Source organism: Desulfovirgula thermocuniculi DSM 16036 (assembly GCF_000429345.1).
In the GTDB taxonomy this organism is placed as follows: Bacteria; Bacillota; Desulfotomaculia; order Desulfotomaculales; family Desulfovirgulaceae; genus Desulfovirgula; species Desulfovirgula thermocuniculi.
Genome location: NZ_AUBR01000015.1, coordinates 41556 through 57823 on the forward strand (window position 1 = coordinate 41556; position 16268 = coordinate 57823).

Consider the following 16268-nt stretch of genomic DNA (forward strand, 5'->3'; position numbering starts at 1 on the left):
GTGCGTTTAGGCTTTGTCCCTTATCGTCGTAGCCTTTAACGGCAGCCCGCGGCCCAAAGGGAACACCTACCACGCCCTGGAAGCGGTCCTGGGCGCGCTGGCCCAGGAGGGGATAAGCGGCGAAATCGTGCAGCTGGGCGGCAGGCGCCTGGCCGGGTGCGCCGCCTGCTTCAAGTGCTTCAAGAGCAAGGACAAGCGCTGCCAGCAGGGCGGGGACGAAATGAACGAGTTCATCGCCCGGGCGGTTGCTGCGGACGGCATCATTATCGGCTCGCCCGTCTACTTCAGCAATGTCACTGCGGAGGTAAAGGCCTTCATCGACCGCTGCGGCATGGTGGCCAGGGCCAACGACGATATGCTCAAAGGGAAGGTGGGCGCGGCAGTGGTCGTGGCGCGGAGGGCAGGGGCCACCTTTGCCTACTCCGCCATCAACTTTTTCTTCGGCATTTCGCAGATGGTCATCCCCTCGTCCAACTACTGGAACCTCGGCCTGGCCCTTGCCCCGGGCGACATCCTCAAAGACGAAGAGGCGCTTAACACCTTTAAGACGCTGGGGCAAAACATGGCCCGCGTGCTAAAAAAGCTGGCCCAGTAGAGGGTAATGTAAAAAAGCGGCCCTCCTGCCGGCAGCCGGGCCGCTTTTTTTTATAAATGCCCCCCGTACCTGGCAAACCAGAGGACCCCCAACTGCAGGAGGCCGATGATAAAACCAAGCACGCCGCCCAGGTACTCGATGTGCTTTAGCTCCCGCGCCGCAACGGCGGTGATGATCTTCTCCACCTGCTCCAGCGAAAAGCCGTTGATGCGCTCCTCCACCAGCGCGGCCAGGGAGAGGTCAACCTCTTCCTCCAGGCGGCCCCACAGCTGGCGCACCAAAAGGGGCAACTCCTTTTTAACCTGCTCCGCCAGGAGGTCGGCAGCGGCCCGGCGCAAATTAAAAGGCAGCCAGGCGGGGAGCTTGTCCATCACCCGCAGGCGCACTGCCTCCTCCACCGAGCGGACGATCTCTGCGGTCATTTTTTCCGTCATCAGGGAGCCCAGGAGGTGCTTTTTGGGCAGGAGTTCCTCCTCCACCACCCTGCCGATAAGCCTGGCTATCTCATGCCGCCTCCGGGGCACCACCCCTTGAATGGTATAGCCCAGCACGCGCACGGGGCGGTGGGGGCGAAAGATGAGCCGTACCGCCATCCAGTTGGTCAGCCACCCGATAAAAGCACCTGTTACGGGCATGAGCACGGCCTGCCCCCAGTGCAACTGTTCCCACCTCATGAATATTATTCTCCCCGGCACAGGGGGCAGTCAAGGCACTCCCGCACCCTTTCACCAAAAACCTGCCGGACGGTTTGTACGAGCGTGCTCTTGTCGTGCGCCAGGCGGTGCACCGTAATTTGCCGCGGCGCCAGGGTAATGAGGACGCTGATGAGCACGTCGTCATAATTGAGCTCTTCCGCGGACAGGTTATACAAAAGGCCCTCGAAACAATCCAGCCTGATGGGCCTTCGGGATTCATCGTAGAGCCGGAAGGCCCCGCTTCCTTCCCGGAGGAGGTGTACGAGGTTGACCCGGGGTTCCTGGATTTCCACAAAATACCTGAGGAGGCGGATAAACTCCCGGTATTCCTTTTCCAGGAGGAAATCGTCGACCGCCCTTTCAACGGCCTCTTCCAGGACCTCCACGTATTCCTTGAGGCGGAAGCGGATAAAACCCTCCACCACCAGCTGGTTGTGGTGGCTTAAAAAGTCCAGGAGCTTGCCCATGATCTTCTGGCGCAGTGCCGGGTAGCGGGCGGCGCAGGAACTTCTCCCTCCCCCGCCGAGGCGGTTTTTGGCATAGCGCAGGATGCTCCTCTTTTCCTCCTCATCGAAGTAGTAGTAGTTCTCGCGGATCATGTCCTTGAGCAGCAACCCCTGCCAGTGGTTGAGGATTAAATCCGAAAGCACCCTGGCCATGCGGCAGCGCAAAATGCGCTCCAACTCTTCCCCGCTCTTCTGCCCGTCGGGCAGCACCTGGCAGGAGAAAAAAGTATACTTGCCGGAGCTGCACTCCCGCAACCTGATCTTCAGCCCTTCTTTTTCCATGATTTTCATTTCCCGCCCCAGGCAGGCCTTAATTAAGCTGGTGTGCCGGGCCGTGCCGATAGAAATGCCCGCCATCTTCCCTTGCCCCTCCCGGTTTTTAGTATATGTGTACCCCCCGGAACGGTATACGGGCAGGCCCGGGGCCGCCGCCGGGCGGGAAAGCAGGCCGCAGGGAGCCGCTGGCAGGCCGAGCAAAAAGAAAAGCCTCCCACGCGGGAAGGCCACCACCCCCACCCGCCGGAAAATTCCGGCGGATTTCCTTTCCTCCCAATTGCTGTACGGTTGCATAAAAAACGGGGTTGGAAATCTCCTTCCAACCCCGGAAGCCTTGATTTATCTGGTGGGCGGGGAGGGAATTGAACCCACGACCTTCTGCGCGTCAAGCAGACGTTCTCCCACTGAACTACCCGCCCGGGTCTTACAAGCCACACCACCATTATCACGCAAATCCGGCACCTTGTCAAGGCCCCCGGCAGCTCAGGTACCCCCACCTTTTTGCCAGGCGTGACTTAGCTCCCGCTCGCTTAAATTTCGCCTCGCGGACCAAACTAGCGCTCAATTTTCGGGCTCCGGCGGGGTCCCCGGCTCATTCGGCTTCCTTGCCTCACGAGCCGGCCTCGGCCATCCAAGGCCTCGGCCCCACCTCCACCTTCAATTTCGCTAAGTTTGGTCTTCCGCTCGGCTCAAGCGACGAGCAATTTTGCAAGCCAATTTTTTTCGTTGTACGAGATACTTATCGGGGCAAAATTGCTCGTCGTCGCTCGCTTACGAGCTAAATCGCGCTCTTAAAACTGGGGATCGCTCAGGAAATTTACGAGCCCGGGTCCCCGATGATGGCCAGGCCGGCGCTGGTGCCGATTCTGCTGGCGCCGGCCTCGAGAAGGGCCAGGGCCTGGGCGCGGGTGCGGATGCCCCCCGCGGCCTTCACCCCCACACCTGGCGGGAGGTTTTCCCGCAATAGCCTGACGTCCTCCACCGTCACCCCCCGCGGGCCAAAGCCGGTGCAGGTCTTGACGAAATGGGCCCCGGCCTGAGCAATTAACCGGCAGGCCGCTACTTTTTCTTCGTTTTCCAGGTAGCCCGTTTCAATGATCACCTTGACCCTGGCCTCCGGCAGGATGCCGGTGGCTGCCCCGACCACCTCCCGTATCTCGGCCAGGACGTACTCGCAGTCCCCCTCCTTCAGAGCGCCGATGTTAATGACCATGTCCAGTTCCGCGGCGCCGTTTCTTATTGCTTCTTCTGCCTCCGCCACCTTGGCCTTCAGCGTGGTGGCCCCCAGGGGGAAGCCGACCACCGTGCACACGGCTACCGGTGAGCCCTTCAGCAGCCGGTGGGCCAGCGGCACGTGGGCGGGATTGACGCATACGGCGGCAAAACCCGCCTTTAAGGCTTCCTCGCAGAGCCGGCGTATATCGGCCCCGGTGGCCGTGGGGGTAAGGAGGGTGTGGTCGATTACCCCGGCCAGCTGAGCCGTGGTCAAAGTCATTTTAGTCCTCAAGCCCCCTTTTGCGATTTTGCTCCTAACGCAAGATTATAGAGCACCGGCAGGTTTTTGGGGCAGGTTCGTGGAAATTTTTAAAGTAGTTAAAGGGGGTAGAGCGGCCTTGAAGGTGCTTTTGGCGGTGGACGGTTCGGAGAACTCCCTGCGCGCTGCCCGGCTGGCCCTCCGCTTCTGCAGGCTCAGCCCGAAAGTGGAGGTTACGGCCCTCTACGTGGGCCCCTCCTGCCACAGCCTTTTTCCCGATCCCGGCGGGTGCTCCTTTATTAAGCAAAAAGAGCTGGATCAGGAAATAGAGGCCCGTGCCGAGAAAGTCTTTTCCGCCGTTAGGGAAGTTTTCGCGCCGGAGGGGAAAGAATTTCGGGCTGCTGTGGAGCGGGGAAACGCTGCCGAAGCCATTGCCCGCCTGGCCAGGGAGGGGCAGTACGACCTGGTGGTGGTGGGCAGCCGCGGGTACGGTGAGCCGGGGGGCATGACGCTGGGAAGTGTGAGCCACAAGGTAATCCACCTGGCTCCCTGCCCGGTGGTGGTGGTAAAGTAGCCCCGGAGGGGGCATAATGAAATTGTACGGCTGCGCTTTTTGTGGAGGTGAGCGCCTTGCTGGAAGTGATAAAAAAGCGCTGTTCCGTGCGGCGGTACCAGGCCACGCCTGTCCCGGAGGAGGCAATCGGGCAACTGCTGGAGGCTGCCCGCTGGGCTCCTTCTGCCGGAAACCTGCAGCCCTGGTTTTTTTACGTGGTGCGCAGCCAGGGGGTGAAGGAGTGCCTGGCCGCCGCGGCCCTGGAGCAGCGTTTTATCGCCCAGGCGCCTGTAGTCATCGTCGTCTGTGCCGAGCCGGAGCGCTCCGGCCGTGTTTACGGCGAGCGGGGCCGGCGACTATACTGCTACCAGGACACGGCAGCTGCCGTGCAGAACATCCTCCTGGCGGCCACCGCTATGGGCTTGGGGACGTGCTGGGTGGGAGCCTTTCACGAGGACCGCGTGCGGGAATGCCTGGCCGTTCCCCCGCACCGCGTGCCCGTGGCCATCATCCCGGTGGGCTACCCGGCAGAGGAGCCGGTTCACCGCACCACCCGGAGGGAGCCGGAGGAAATAGTAAGCTACGTTTAATGTAAGGACAAGCGTATTGACACGGCGGCGGGGTGTATATGAAAATTAATACTAACTGTCCGGCTAATATCTTGGCCATCCGGGAGAGAGGTATCCTATGCTTAGGCCGCATCTGGAAAGGGTGGCCCTGGACGACATAGAGAAAATGCTCATCAGGCAGGCAGGATCCACGGTGCATTACCCCAAGGGCCACGTGATCTTCGCGGCGGGAGATATGGCCGACCGGGTCTACCTTATCGAGAGCGGCTGGGTAAAAATCTACCGGCTCTCTGCCGACGGTCGCCGCGTCACCGTGGGCAGCATCCGCAGCCCCGGGGAACTAATGGGCCTGGCCGAAACCCTCTGGGGCGGCGAGAGGACCTGCTTTGCCGGGGCCATCAGCAACGTGAGCCTGGTGGTGGTACGCAAGAACAAGTTCGAGGAGCTCCTGGCCACGCATCCCTTTCTGGCCTTAAAGGTGGCCAAGCTCCTGGGGGCGCGCATGCGGGAGGCCGAGCAAATCATCCAGGAAATGGTTTGCTGGCAGGCTCCGGGGCGCCTGGCCCTGACGTTGCTGAAGGTGGGCGAGCGCTGCGGGGTGAAGACCAGGGACGGCATCAAGATCGACCTCCTGCTGACCCACGAGGAGCTGGCCAGCATGGTCGGCGCCTCGCGCCAGACGGTGACCACCCTGCTTAATACCTTCAAGCAGGAAAAAAGCATTGCTTACGAGGGCAGGTTTATTAAAATCATCGATCCGGAAAGACTGGCCAGGTGGATCATGTGAAGCAGCCGGCTCTTCGGGCCGGCTAAACGTTTTTTCCGTTTTCAACGCGGTGTCTGCGTGCCGGCAGGCGCTTTGTCGGCAAGCAGACACCTTTTTTGTCTCGTGCGCGACATTAAAAAGGCAGAGGTCTTTGGTTAAATTTTTATGGATAAGTTTAAGTTATCTTAAGGATTAACCTTTTATGCGGGGAGGGGAGAAGGAGGAAAGTTCAAGGTAGCTTTCGTGCGGGCCGGAAAACACTTTTAAAGAAAGGGTGAAGGAGTTTGGTGAAGCGGAAGTCTCTCGGCAAAATCGCTCTCATCATGTCCTTTTTACTTCTCGTTGTGCTGGCGCTGGGAGCCGGCGGTGTGGGGGCACAAACCGCCTCCAAGGAAGCCCCCAAAGTGGTGGGCAGCGACCTGGGTTTAAAGGGCAAGCTGGGCGAGGCCATTGCCAAAGCCCCTGTGGGAGACAAGCCGGGGTATATCAACCCCGACGCGCCCAGGGGAGCTTTCGGTATCCCCGGTGCGCCCAAGATTAACTACCCCCTGGCCTTCCTGTGGGCCATCTGGGTGGGCTGGATTTTTTCCACCGTCGGTGCCTTTGGCGGCATTATGGCCGGTGTGGGTCACATGACCGTTTACGGGTTGGGCAACTACGTCAATGCCTTCAAGAAAACGGCACCGCAGCTGAACAAGCTCCTCACCGACAGCATCCGGGCCTCCAACCAGTGGCTGGTGGGCCTGTCGGCGCTGCTGAGCACCATCAACTACTTGAAGGCCAGGCGCCTGGCCTGGCCGCTGGGTATCGCCTTGGGCCTTGGCTCCATCGTGGGAGCGGTGGCTATCCCCATCCTGACCGGCGGCAAAGTGACTTTCAGCCAGTACCAGGGCTGGTTCGGTCTCTTCGTTTTTGTAGTTGGCGGGGTGCTGCTGTACGAAACTACTCCCCGGGGGCAGGCCAGCAAGAAGGCGGCCCGGGAAGCGGCCAAGGCTTTTGAGCAGAGCGTGAAGGAAAAGAAGGAAGAGGCCGCCCAAGGCATCACCGTTACCCAGTGGGGCCTGACCAGCATTAAGTTTTCCTTCTTTGGCGTGGAGTTCAAGTTCAACCCCATCTGGGCTTTCGTGGGCGGCATTGTCATTGCGGCCATCTCCGCCTTCCTGGGCGTGGGCGGCGGCTTCCTGTACGTGCCCTACCTGACGAGCATTGTCGGGCTGCCCATGTTCGTGGTGGCCGGTACCTCGGCCATGGCCGTTCTGGTGAGCATGCTCACCAGCATCACCACTTACATTACCGCTGCCGGCGCGGCCATGGACTGGGGCATGATTGGCGTGGAGCTGGTGGGCGTGTTCATCGGCTCCATGATCGGCCCCCGCACCCAGAAGTACATTCCCGACATCTGGCTGAAGCGCATCTTTGTGGTTCTTGCCCTGTATGTAGGCCTGGGCTACTTCAGCAAGGGCTTCTTTGGCCGTGCCTGGGTGCCCATGTAGGTGTCTTGCGGTTTACTTGCGTGCGCCGGGCTCCGCGGGTGCTCCCGGAGCCCGGCAAAAGATTTTGGCCATTCCTTGGAGTGAGGGCAGGTGAGGGGAATGAGTTTCTGGGCGGCGCTGGATCGGTTTTTAATTGCCTTTTACAGGATTACGGGAGAGCCGGTGGTGGACTTTTTCCTGGGGACTTTTCTCGTGGCCTTGCTGGCGGTGGTTGTGGGGGAATTTACCATTTCCCTGGTCTTTAAGGCCAATAAAAAGCACCTGGACCGGATCAACGCCCGGCTGGAAAAGCTGCACCGGCTATCCATGGCGGCGCTGGCGGAGGGAAATGAGGAGGCCTACAGGGCGTGCAATAAAGAGGCCAACGAAGCTTTTGGGAAGGCTTTCTTCAATGCCGTCGGCCTTTCCGCCGCCTCCCTCTGGCCGGTTTTCTTTGCCCTGGCCTGGATGCAGGGGCGCTTTGGCGGCATACCTTTCCCCATTCCCTTCACCCCCTGGGCGGTAAATTATGTGTTTGTTTTCCTCGTCTGTTATATAATGGCGCGGGTGATTTTCGGCCGCGTGATGTACCGGCTGCCTTACTTCCGACACGTAAAGGAGATGCTCAGCAGCTACGATTAGACCGGCAAGCTTATCATGAGGCGGGAGGGAAAGCAAGGGGATATGGCAGCACACAGCGTGTACAGCATTTGTCTGATGTGCACCGTCAGGTGTCCCATAAAGGTCACGGTGGAAAACGGAGAGGTCAAGCTCATTGAGGGGAACCCCCATGCAGCCGGCATCGAGGGAAGCATTTGCCCCAAGGGGGCAGCCGGGGTGGCGCTGTTAAACGACAGCCAGCGCTTAAAGAAGCCCCTCATCAGGTCGGGCCCCCGGGGCTCCGGGCAGTGGCGGGAGGTCAGCTGGGACGAGGCCCTGGACTACGTGGCGCAGAGGCTAAAGGAAATCAAGGAAAAGTACGGGGGGCGGAGCATTGCCCTGGCGGAAAGGGCCCACCTGAACTCCCACATCAGCAAGACCTTAGTGCGGGCCCTGGGCTCGCCCAACTACTTTACCCACGATTCCTGCTGCAAAGGCTCCCTCAACACGGCCTTCAGAACCCTCACCGGCTACACCGATGCCCAGGTGGGCGTGGACCTGGGCCGGGCCAGGCACGTGGTCCTGTACGGGAGGAACATCTTTGAATCCCTGGAGCTCAAGCAGGTTAAGCAGTTGATGAAGGCCGTAGAAAACGGCACCAAGATCACCTACATCGACCCCCGCGTGACGGTTACGGCCACCAAGGCGCACCGCTACCTCATGATCCGGCCCGGCACGGACCTGGCCTTAAACTACGCCCTGATGCACGTGATCCTCGAAGAAGGCCTTTACGACAAGGAGTTCGTAGAGCGCTGGGTGCTGGGGTTAAAGGAGTTGCGGGAGTTTGTGGAGCCGTACACCCCGGAGTGGGCGGAGAAGGAAACGGGTATTCCGGCCTACGAGATTGTGAGCCTGGCCCGGGAGGTGGCCGAAGCCAGGCCCGCGGTGGTCTTCCACTACGGCTACCGCTGCTCCCACTACCTTAACGAGACTTACTTCCGCCGGTCCATCATCATGCTCAACGCCCTCATGGGCAGCATTGAGACCCCTGGAGGACTTTTCTTTAAAAAAGGCTTAAAAGATGTAGGCAAGAAGCCACTCAATAAGCTGACCGACCAGGAACTGCCCGAGGTGGAAGACATCAGGTGCGATAAAGTAGGCACGCCGGAGTTTCCCCTGCCCGACCCCAACCACGGGGTGGTGCAGATGCTGCCCAAGGCCATCCTGGAAGAGGATCCCTACCCGGTTAAAGCCCTGCTGGTGTGGCGCTTCGATCCCATGCTTTCCATCCCGGACTACGAGTACAACCGCCAGGCTTTTATGAAGCTCGACCTTCTGGTGACCATTGACATCCAGTTCAGCGAGACGGCCTGGATTTCCGATGTGGTGCTGCCGGAGTCCATTTACCTTGAAAGGGGCGATTCCATCCAGGAAGCCAGCGGCTTAAAGCCGGCCCTGTACATGCGCCGTCCGGCGGTAGAGCCCCGCTACGATACCAAGCCGGGCTGGGAAATTATGAAGCTCCTGGCCGAGCGCCTGGGCATCGGCCACTACTTCCCCTACCGGACCCTGGAAGACCTGTGGGCCTACCAGCTCAACGGCACCGGGATCAGCATAAGTGACTTTGAGGAAAAGGGGTTCGTGGAGTTTAGCGACAAACCGCTTTTCTGGGACCGCAAAGACGGCTTAAAGCTTAAAACCCCGTCGGGCAAAATCGAGTTTGTTTCCAGCCTGCTGGAGAAAAACGGCTTCCCTTCCTTCCCCAAGTACGAGCCGGTGCCGCCGCCGCCTGAGGGTTACTTCCGGCTGATGATCGGCAGGTGCGCCGTGCACACCCACGTTTCCACCCAGAACAACCCCCTGCTCAACGAGCTGGTGCCGGAGAACGTCATCTGGATTAACGACCGGCAGGCGGAAAAGCTGGGCATAAAGGACGGCCAGATGGTGGAAGTAATCTCTTCCCGGGGCAGGGAGGTCACGCGGGCATACGTCACCAACCTCATCCATCCGGAGGCCGTCTTCATGCTCCACGGCTTTGGCCGCCGGGTGCCGGCCCAGACCAGATGTTACCGCAGGGGGGCCAGCGATACCGCCCTGGAGGAGAACATTACCGACATGGTCGGCGGCAGCCCGGCCCTGCAGCACGTCCTGGTAACGGTAAGGCCCATTTCTAAGGAAGAAAGGGGAACAGGCCGATGAGCGTCTATTACCTCTACCACGACGAAAAAAAATGCATTGCCTGCCATGCCTGCGAGGTGCAGTGCAAGGTCCATAAAGGCCTGCCCGTGGGCCCCCGGCCCAACCAGGTGATCACGGTAGGGCCGTTGCGCCCGGCAAGCCAGCTTCGCGCCGCCTTTGTTTTTATGGCCTGCTTCCACTGCGAGGAGCCCTGGTGCGTGCCGGCCTGCCCTACCGGGGCCATGCAGCGTCGCCCGGAGGACGGCGTGGTCTTTGTGGACCAGGCCCTCTGCGTGGGGTGCAAGGGCTGCATCCTGGTCTGCCCCTGGGGAGCCCCCCAGTGGGATAGCGAGAGAGGGGCGGTGGTGAAGTGCGACTACTGTAAGGACCGCCTCGACGCCGGCTTAAAGCCCGCCTGCGTTGCCGCCTGCCCCACGGGTGCCCTTAGTTTCGGGAGGGCCGAGCGCATGCCCGACATCAGGAGGGTGCGCTACGCCCGGGAGATATTTGCTTCCCGCACCTAGGAATTAGGAATTAGGAATTTAGGAAAGGATGCTGGCCGTATGAGGGGAGAGTGCTGTGCGGTCAAAGGGGCGGAAGAGGTGGTGGCGCGCCGCCTGCAGGGTGTAGAGCTGTGCAGCCGCTGCCGCTTTTACCTGGAGCTTTTTCGCGAATTGCTGGCAGAAATAAGAGAGGGTAAAGCTCCGGAGCACGCCTTCTTCCAGCTAAAAGAGCTGGCCGGCGAAATTGCCGCCGCCTGCCGCTGCGGCCAGGGAGGGCAGGCGGGAGAAGAGCTGGTGCTTTTCCTTGCGCAAAACGAGGACGACTTCCTTGTGCACCTGCATAACCGCCTGTGCGTGGCGGGTACCTGTCCCCGGCTGGTACCCGCCCCCTGCCAGGCGGCCTGCCCGGCGGGAATTGATATCCCTCACTTTATAGCTCTGGTGGGCTTAAAGAGGTACGGGGAAGCGCTCAGCTTAATTTTAGAAGACCTCCCCTTTCCGGGGGTTCTCGGGCGTATCTGCGAGCATCCCTGTCAGCGCGCCTGCCGCAGGGGAACCGTAGACCACGCTTTACCCATTTGTGCCTTAAAGAGGCTGGCCTACGACGGGGCGCGGGAGAGCGCGGGCGTCTTGCCTCTGAAAGCCGAAAAAAAGTACAAAGAGCGGGTGGCCGTGGTGGGCGCCGGCCCGGCGGGGCTCTCTTGCGCCTATTTCCTCGCCCGGCGCGGCTACGGCGTGACCGTTTTTGAAGCCATGCCCTACCCGGGCGGCATGCTGGCTTACGGCATCCCTCCCTACCGCCTGCCGCGCGAGGTGCTCTGGGATGAGATCTCCCGCCTTATGGATCTGGGAGTGGAGATAAGGCTGAAAACCCCCGTACGTGGCGCAGAGGAAATAGCTGCGCTTTTTGCCGGGGGATACAGCGCGGTCTTTCTGGGAACGGGTGCCTGGAAGGGTTCGCTGCCGGACCCGGCCTATGCACGCTACGCAAACGTGCTGGACGGGGTGAGCTTTCTCCGCCGGGTTAATCAAGGCTTCCTTGAGGGCACGGGAACGCCGGACCTTGGCGGGAAAAAGGTTGTGGTGGTGGGCGGGGGCAACGTGGCCATAGACGCGGCAAGGGTTGCCGTGCGCCTGGGGGCGGCTGAGGTGAGGATCCTCTACCGGCGCACGCGCCGGGAGATGCCCGCCTTGGCCGAAGAGGTCGAGGCAGCCGAAAGGGAAGGGGTAATCTTTGATTACCTGGTTTCCCCCGCCGGCGCGGTGGGGGAGGGGCAGATGCTCTGCCACCTTGTGTGCGTGAGGAACGTTTTGAGCGAGCCGGATGCCGGCGGTCGCAGGAAGCCGGTGCCGCTTGAGGGCTCGGAGTTTGCGCTGCCGGCCGATCTGGTTATTTTTGCCATCGGCCAAAAGCCGGACCTGGGCTTTCTCGGCGGTAGCGGCGGTACTCCGGTCGTGCAGCTTTCCGGCGGCTGCATTTCCGTTAACCCCGACACCATGGAAACCTCCTGGCCGGGCGTATTTGCCGGGGGCGACGCGGTGACCGGCCCGGCTTCGGCTGTTTTGGCCGTGGCGGCGGGCAAGCGGGCGGCGGCGGCCATCGACGCCTTTTTGCGCGGGAAGAGGCCCGCAGCAACCATAAAGTACCCGGTGAAAAGGAAACCCGGGGTTTTCTTCCCGGCCACGCCCGCCACAAGAGACCTTCCCGGTAAGGACTACTTCCCCGTCCTTTACCTGCCGGAGAAAAGTAAGAGCTTTGAAGAAAACATGCGCGGCCTGACCCCGGAAGAGGCGGCCCTGGAGGCGGCGCGCTGCCTGCGCTGCGACCTCTGCGTGGCCTGCGGGCGGTGCACCGAAAGCTGCCGGTCGGTGGGGCCGGACGCCCTGCAGCTGGGGCACCTGGCAAACCCTGCGCGCCGGGAAGCGGGGTTTGGCGCGGTAGGGGAGAAGTGCCTTGGCTGCGGCACCTGCGCAGCCGCCTGCCCCACCGGTGCTATTACCCTGGAGGATAGGGGCGGTTACAGGGAGCTAGCCATGGCGGGTTGCCTTTTAAGCCGCCTGGAGCTGGTGCGGTGCCGCGTATGCGGCGCTCCTTTGGCCACGGCAAGGCACCTGGATTACCTGAAAGAGCGGCTAAAAGAAAATGTACTGCCCGTTTACCCCGCGGGTGCTTGCCCCGCCTGTGCCCGCAGGGCCTGGGTGATTCACCGCGCCATTTAGAGCGGAGGTGCCACCATGTTTAACAGCATAAGGGGCCGCCTCGCTGTCCCCCTTTTTTTCATAATGATTTTGTCCTTTACAGCTATGCTGGCTCTGGGCTACTGGCAGGTAAAAAGCATTATCATGCGGGAAGAACGGAAACGGCTTAGTTCAGTGCAAAATCTGGTGGAAACCCACCTTACGGAAACCTACCGGGGCCTTCGCCTGGGCATCGAGAGCGTGGCCAGTAACCCTGCCGTGCAGGAGGCTCTGGCTGCCCGCGACAGGGAGAAGCTGAGGGCTTTGACGGAGCCCGTGTGGCTGCAGGTAAAAAGAGAGGGGGTGGAGCAGTTCCAGTTCCACCTGCCTCCTGCCACAGCCTTTCTGCGGCTACACATGCCTGAAAAGTACGGGGATGACCTTTCCTCATTTCGCGCTACGGTAGTGGAGGCTAATAGGGAAAAGAAATTGACCTGCGGCCTGGAAGAAGGAAGGGGCGGCTTTGGTTTCCGGGCCGTAGCACCTGTCTTTTATCAGGGCCAGCACGTGGGAAGCGTGGAATACGGGCTGGGGTTTAACAGCGAGCTGCTGGCCAGGTGGAAGGAGCAGGTAGGAGGAGAGTTTTTTGTTTACCGCCGTGGCGAGCGGGGCATCTCCTGGGTGGACAGGAAAGACCTCCTGGCAGCAACTCAGGAAGAGGATTCTTACCCGGTGGATGAAAAGCTGCTCGAGGCCTGTTTGGAAAAGGGTCAGGCGCAGTTTGCGTACATAAAAGGCGGGCAACTGGCCGTACAGTTAATACCGCTGAAGGATTTCACGGGAGCTACGGTTGGGTATGTAAAAGCTGTTGTGAGCCGGCAGCAGGTGCTGGCCGATATGCGCAGTGCTGTAACTAAAATAGCGGTGCTCTTTTTCCTGGCCGCTCTCTTTTCCACCGCGGTTTTATACGTAATAATGCAGCGCTTCTTGCACCCCCTCTCCAATCTCTTAAAGGAAATGGCCAGGGTTGGAGAAGGAGATCTTACGGTTTCTCCCCACTGCTCCTCCAAGGATGAAGTAGGTCGTTTAACGGAAAGTTTTTGTAAAATGCTGGAAAGCATTCGCTCTTTAATTAATCAAGTTGCTTCTGCTGCTGTGGCCCTGTCGGCTTCCAGCAAAAAGTTATCTGCACACATGGGGCAAATTTCCTCCGGCACACGGCAAGCTACTGGAGTAGCTGGAGCCCTAGCGCAAATTGCCGAAGGTTTAAGCCAGGGAACTCATGAGTTAAAAGAGGCTGCACACCATGCGTCCCAAGGAGCGGTAGAAGGGGAAGAGGCCGTAGCCAACTTAATTGCCCAGGTGGAAAAAATTAATACCTTAATTGGTCGTCTTTCCCGGGTTGTCCACGGCCTGGGCCAGCGTTCCCAGGACATCGGGCGCTTTGTGGAGGTCATCACGGAAATAGCCCGCCAGACTAATCTTCTTTCGCTCAACGCCTCCATTGAAGCGGCCCGCGCCGGGGAACAAGGAAAGGGCTTTGCCGTTGTGGCCAATGAGGTACGCAAGCTGGCTGAGGAGTCCGCCCGGGCAGCAGCGGAGATCGGGGCTTTCATCCGCGAAATAAGAGAAGAAACGGACCTCGCAATAAAGGAAATGGAAAACAGCATTTCGGGCATTGGGGAAGGGCTCCGGCTGGCCGAGAAAAGCGGCAGCCGGTTTAAGAATATCGTGCGGCACATCCAGGACCTGGTTAACCAGGTCGAAAGAATAGCCGAGACCACCAGCGAGATTAACGCTGCCAGCCAGGAAGTAGCCGCTACAGTTGAAGAGCAATCGGCGGCCATGGAACAGGTCACCCGCGTGGCCGAAGAACTAGCCAAGCTGGCCTTAACCCTGGAAGAAAGGATAAACCGCTTTAAGCTCCACTAGACCCCCCCTTTCCAACAAACCCAGCCTGTGCGCGACGGTCAGGACCTGCTCCGCGCGGCGGGCGTAGACCCATAAGGGCGCATTTCCTGCACTGTTCGGCATACCGCAGCTTTTTGGCTTTCGGCTGCTGTGACCTATAGGCTGAAGATCACTCTAGTCGGCCCCCGGGGTAAAGGCCCCTTCGTCCTTATGCCCGGTTTGGGGCCGACACAATTTTTTACCGCCTCACCAGTAACGCTCGGGCTTACCGCCGTGCGGCTCTACTTGACCAGCTTAATTAGCGCGACCTCATGGCTGGCGACCTTGCTGACAAGATAAGCCAGGTCAAGGGCAATGGAGTCAAGGCGGTGATCCAGGTGGCGCTTGAGCTCCTCAAGCTGGTCGCCGCGAAGTTTAAAGCCGTCACAGAGGGCCGCTAGCTTTTCGCCGTGCTCGCTTTCAATTCTGGCCAGCGCCTGCCAGAGTTGTTCCTGCCCTGCTGCAAGGTCGTTGAAGCGTTCTTCGAGGCCGGCGAGGCGTATGTCGAAGTTGTTGAAGCGCTCTTCGAGGTTGTTGAAGCGTTCTTCGAGACCGGTGAGGCGCGTGTCAAGGTTGTTAAAACGCTCTTCCAGGTTGGCTACGCGCATGTCAAGGCCGGCAACGCGCGCGTCGAGAACGTTGATGCGCGCGTCGAGGCCGGCGAGGCGATCGTCAAGGCTGGCGACACGCTGGTTCAGGACTTTCAGTTCACCGAGGATTTCCCTTAGCAGTTGGTGTTCGGGCATGACTCATCCGCCCCCCTTGCCTATCACTCTTCCAGCAGGCCCAGCCGACGCGCGGCGGCCAGGACCTGCTCTGCGCGGCGGGCAATGGGCAGCTCCACCATTTTCCCCTTCACCTGGATGACGGCGCTGCCGGCGGCCTGGGCCCGGGCAAAGGCTTCGACGGCCTCCCGGGCCCAGGCAATTTCTTCCCTCGTGGGGGTAAAGACCTCATTTACCGGGGCCACCTGGGCGGGGTGGATGACCAGCTTGCCGCCGAAGCCCAGCCGGCGGGCGCGGCGGGCGTCGTCCACCAGGGCGGGAATGTTTTTAAAGTCCGGGTTGACCGTGTCCAGCGGCGGGGCAATGCCTGCCGCCCGCGAGGCCACCACCAGCTGGCAGCGGGCGTGAGCCATCTCTTCCCCTTCCGGTGAGTAGGCCACCCCCAGGTCCGCGAGGTAGTCGTTTCCGCCGAAGGCCAGGCACGCCACTCGGGGAGCGGCGGCAATTTCCTGGGCTTTGGCAATCCCGCGGGCGCTTTCCACAAAGGGTATGAGCGCCAGCCTTCCCATGGGTAACCCGCGCTCTTTTTCCAGGAGGGAGAGCAACCAGTCCACTCGGGCTACGTCCTCGCCACACTCTGCCTTGGCTACCATCAGACCTTCCAGCGGCAGGTCCACAACCGCTTCCAGGTCGCGCAGGATGTGGGGGGACTGCGGCCCGTTGACGCGCACGAAAACCGGCCGGGTGGGGCTAAGGGCGGCCAGCATTTCCCGCACTGCCCGGCGCGCCGCGTCTTTCTGGTTTTCGGCCACCGCATCTTCCAGGTCGAAGATGACCGCATCGGCCTCCGTGGTAAAGGCCTTTTCCGCCTTGCGCCGGTCAACAGCCGGCACGAAAAGGAGGGTGCGCAGCAAAAACATCCCTTAACACCACCTCGTAACCTTTTGTCCCCTGGTTTACAAAAGCCCCGCCAGAATGCCCCGATTTTTAATCGGGGGATGAATGGCGGCTTGGTTTTTCTCTCCGGCCGTGCTAAAATTTAAGCAGGCCAGAGGAGATGTTAAATGCAGACGGTAACCCTCAAAATAAAGCTTCTACCTCCCAACAAAGGCAAGCTGGAGAAGATGACCCGCATGCTGGACACCTACCGCCAGGCGTGCTCCCGGTCCCTGGAGCAGGCCGAAGCCTTGAACACCACCAGCCGGGCACATTTAAACCGCCAAACCTA

15 protein-coding genes and 1 tRNA gene are annotated in these 16268 nt (G+C 60.4%); 10 read left to right on the forward strand and 6 right to left on the reverse strand.

Annotation, left to right across the window (positions count from 1 at the left end):
• Positions 1–13: 13 nt before the first annotated feature.
• Positions 14–595: a flavodoxin family protein gene (locus G454_RS0105130; protein WP_027717736.1), complete on the forward strand. Its 582-nt coding sequence runs from the start codon at positions 14–16 to the stop codon at positions 593–595.
• A gap of 50 nt (positions 596–645) precedes the next feature.
• On the opposite strand, the gene G454_RS0105135 is transcribed toward G454_RS0105130, so the two are convergent.
• From G454_RS0105135 to deoC, 4 genes are all read right to left on the reverse strand, one after another.
• Positions 646–1269 (reverse strand): DUF445 domain-containing protein, encoded by a 624-nt coding sequence (locus G454_RS0105135; protein ID WP_211229962.1) that lies wholly within the window; start codon positions 1267–1269, stop codon positions 646–648.
• Between the two features lie 5 nt (positions 1270–1274).
• Positions 1275–2273, reverse strand: coding sequence for a putative sporulation protein YtxC (gene ytxC, locus G454_RS0105140; protein WP_169719313.1), 999 nt, complete (start codon positions 2271–2273; stop codon positions 1275–1277).
• A 143-nt stretch (positions 2274–2416) separates the two neighbouring features.
• Positions 2417–2491, reverse strand: a tRNA-Val gene (locus G454_RS0105145).
• Positions 2492–2889: 398 nt separating this feature from the next.
• A complete protein-coding gene (deoC, locus tag G454_RS0105150; RefSeq protein ID WP_211229963.1) occupies positions 2890–3567 on the reverse strand; it encodes a deoxyribose-phosphate aldolase in 678 nt (225 codons plus the stop codon).
• Positions 3568–3691: 124 nt separating this feature from the next.
• Here deoC and G454_RS0105155 point away from each other — a divergent pair, with 124 nt between their 5' ends.
• The 9 genes from G454_RS0105155 (at position 3692) to G454_RS0105195 (ending at position 14297) form a co-directional block, all read left to right on the forward strand.
• Positions 3692–4120 (forward strand): universal stress protein, encoded by a 429-nt coding sequence (locus G454_RS0105155; protein ID WP_245574322.1) that lies wholly within the window; start codon positions 3692–3694, stop codon positions 4118–4120.
• Positions 4121–4185: 65 nt separating this feature from the next.
• Entirely contained in the window at positions 4186–4689 is a 504-nt protein-coding gene (locus G454_RS0105160) for a nitroreductase family protein (RefSeq protein ID WP_245574323.1), read from the forward strand.
• A gap of 97 nt (positions 4690–4786) precedes the next feature.
• On the forward strand, positions 4787–5455 hold the full coding sequence (locus G454_RS0105165) for a Crp/Fnr family transcriptional regulator (RefSeq protein ID WP_027717742.1): 669 nt from the start codon (positions 4787–4789) through the stop codon (positions 5453–5455).
• A 266-nt stretch (positions 5456–5721) separates the two neighbouring features.
• The gene (locus G454_RS0105170) at positions 5722–6927 is read left to right on the forward strand and encodes a sulfite exporter TauE/SafE family protein (RefSeq protein ID WP_027717743.1); all 1206 of its coding nucleotides are present in this window, start codon (positions 5722–5724) and stop codon (positions 6925–6927) included.
• Positions 6928–7017: 90 nt separating this feature from the next.
• Entirely contained in the window at positions 7018–7548 is a 531-nt protein-coding gene (locus G454_RS17840) for a hypothetical protein (RefSeq protein WP_156896670.1), read from the forward strand.
• Positions 7549–7590: 42 nt separating this feature from the next.
• Positions 7591–9705, forward strand: a complete 2115-nt coding sequence (locus G454_RS0105180) for a molybdopterin-dependent oxidoreductase (RefSeq protein WP_027717744.1) — start codon at positions 7591–7593, stop codon at positions 9703–9705.
• Positions 9702–10208: a 4Fe-4S dicluster domain-containing protein gene (locus tag G454_RS0105185; RefSeq protein WP_027717745.1), complete on the forward strand. Its 507-nt coding sequence runs from the start codon at positions 9702–9704 to the stop codon at positions 10206–10208. The genes G454_RS0105180 and G454_RS0105185 overlap by 4 nt, the downstream gene beginning before the upstream one ends.
• Before the next feature lie 39 nt (positions 10209–10247).
• Positions 10248–12407, forward strand: a complete 2160-nt coding sequence (locus tag G454_RS0105190) for an FAD-dependent oxidoreductase (protein WP_027717746.1) — start codon at positions 10248–10250, stop codon at positions 12405–12407.
• A 63-nt stretch (positions 12408–12470) separates the two neighbouring features.
• A complete protein-coding gene (locus G454_RS0105195) occupies positions 12471–14297 on the forward strand; it encodes a methyl-accepting chemotaxis protein (protein WP_169719314.1) in 1827 nt (608 codons plus the stop codon).
• A 260-nt stretch (positions 14298–14557) separates the two neighbouring features.
• On the opposite strand, the gene G454_RS0105200 is transcribed toward G454_RS0105195, so the two are convergent.
• Positions 14558–15061 (reverse strand): hypothetical protein, encoded by a 504-nt coding sequence (locus tag G454_RS0105200; protein ID WP_027717748.1) that lies wholly within the window; start codon positions 15059–15061, stop codon positions 14558–14560.
• Positions 15062–15084: 23 nt separating this feature from the next.
• Positions 15085–15960 (reverse strand): HpcH/HpaI aldolase/citrate lyase family protein, encoded by an 876-nt coding sequence (locus G454_RS0105205; protein WP_027717749.1) that lies wholly within the window; start codon positions 15958–15960, stop codon positions 15085–15087.
• Positions 15961–16268: the final 308 nt, after the last annotated feature.

Excerpts from the sequence above, each read along its gene's own strand:
- G454_RS0105135 (WP_211229962.1), bottom strand. The coding sequence starts at position 1,269 with ATGAGGTGGGAACAGTTGCACTGGGGGCAGGCCGTGCTCATGCCCGTA.
- deoC (WP_211229963.1), bottom strand. The coding sequence starts at position 3,567 with ATGACTTTGACCACGGCTCAGCTGGCCGGGGTAATCGACCACACCCTC.
- G454_RS0105165 (WP_027717742.1), top strand. The coding sequence starts at position 4,787 with ATGCTTAGGCCGCATCTGGAAAGGGTGGCCCTGGACGACATAGAGAAA.
- G454_RS0105180 (WP_027717744.1), top strand. The coding sequence starts at position 7,591 with ATGGCAGCACACAGCGTGTACAGCATTTGTCTGATGTGCACCGTCAGG.
- G454_RS0105185 (WP_027717745.1), top strand. The coding sequence starts at position 9,702 with ATGAGCGTCTATTACCTCTACCACGACGAAAAAAAATGCATTGCCTGC.
- G454_RS0105190 (WP_027717746.1), top strand. The coding sequence starts at position 10,248 with ATGAGGGGAGAGTGCTGTGCGGTCAAAGGGGCGGAAGAGGTGGTGGCG.
- G454_RS0105195 (WP_169719314.1), top strand. The coding sequence starts at position 12,471 with ATGATTTTGTCCTTTACAGCTATGCTGGCTCTGGGCTACTGGCAGGTA.
- G454_RS0105200 (WP_027717748.1), bottom strand. The coding sequence starts at position 15,061 with ATGCCCGAACACCAACTGCTAAGGGAAATCCTCGGTGAACTGAAAGTC.
- G454_RS0105205 (WP_027717749.1), bottom strand. The coding sequence starts at position 15,960 with ATGTTTTTGCTGCGCACCCTCCTTTTCGTGCCGGCTGTTGACCGGCGC.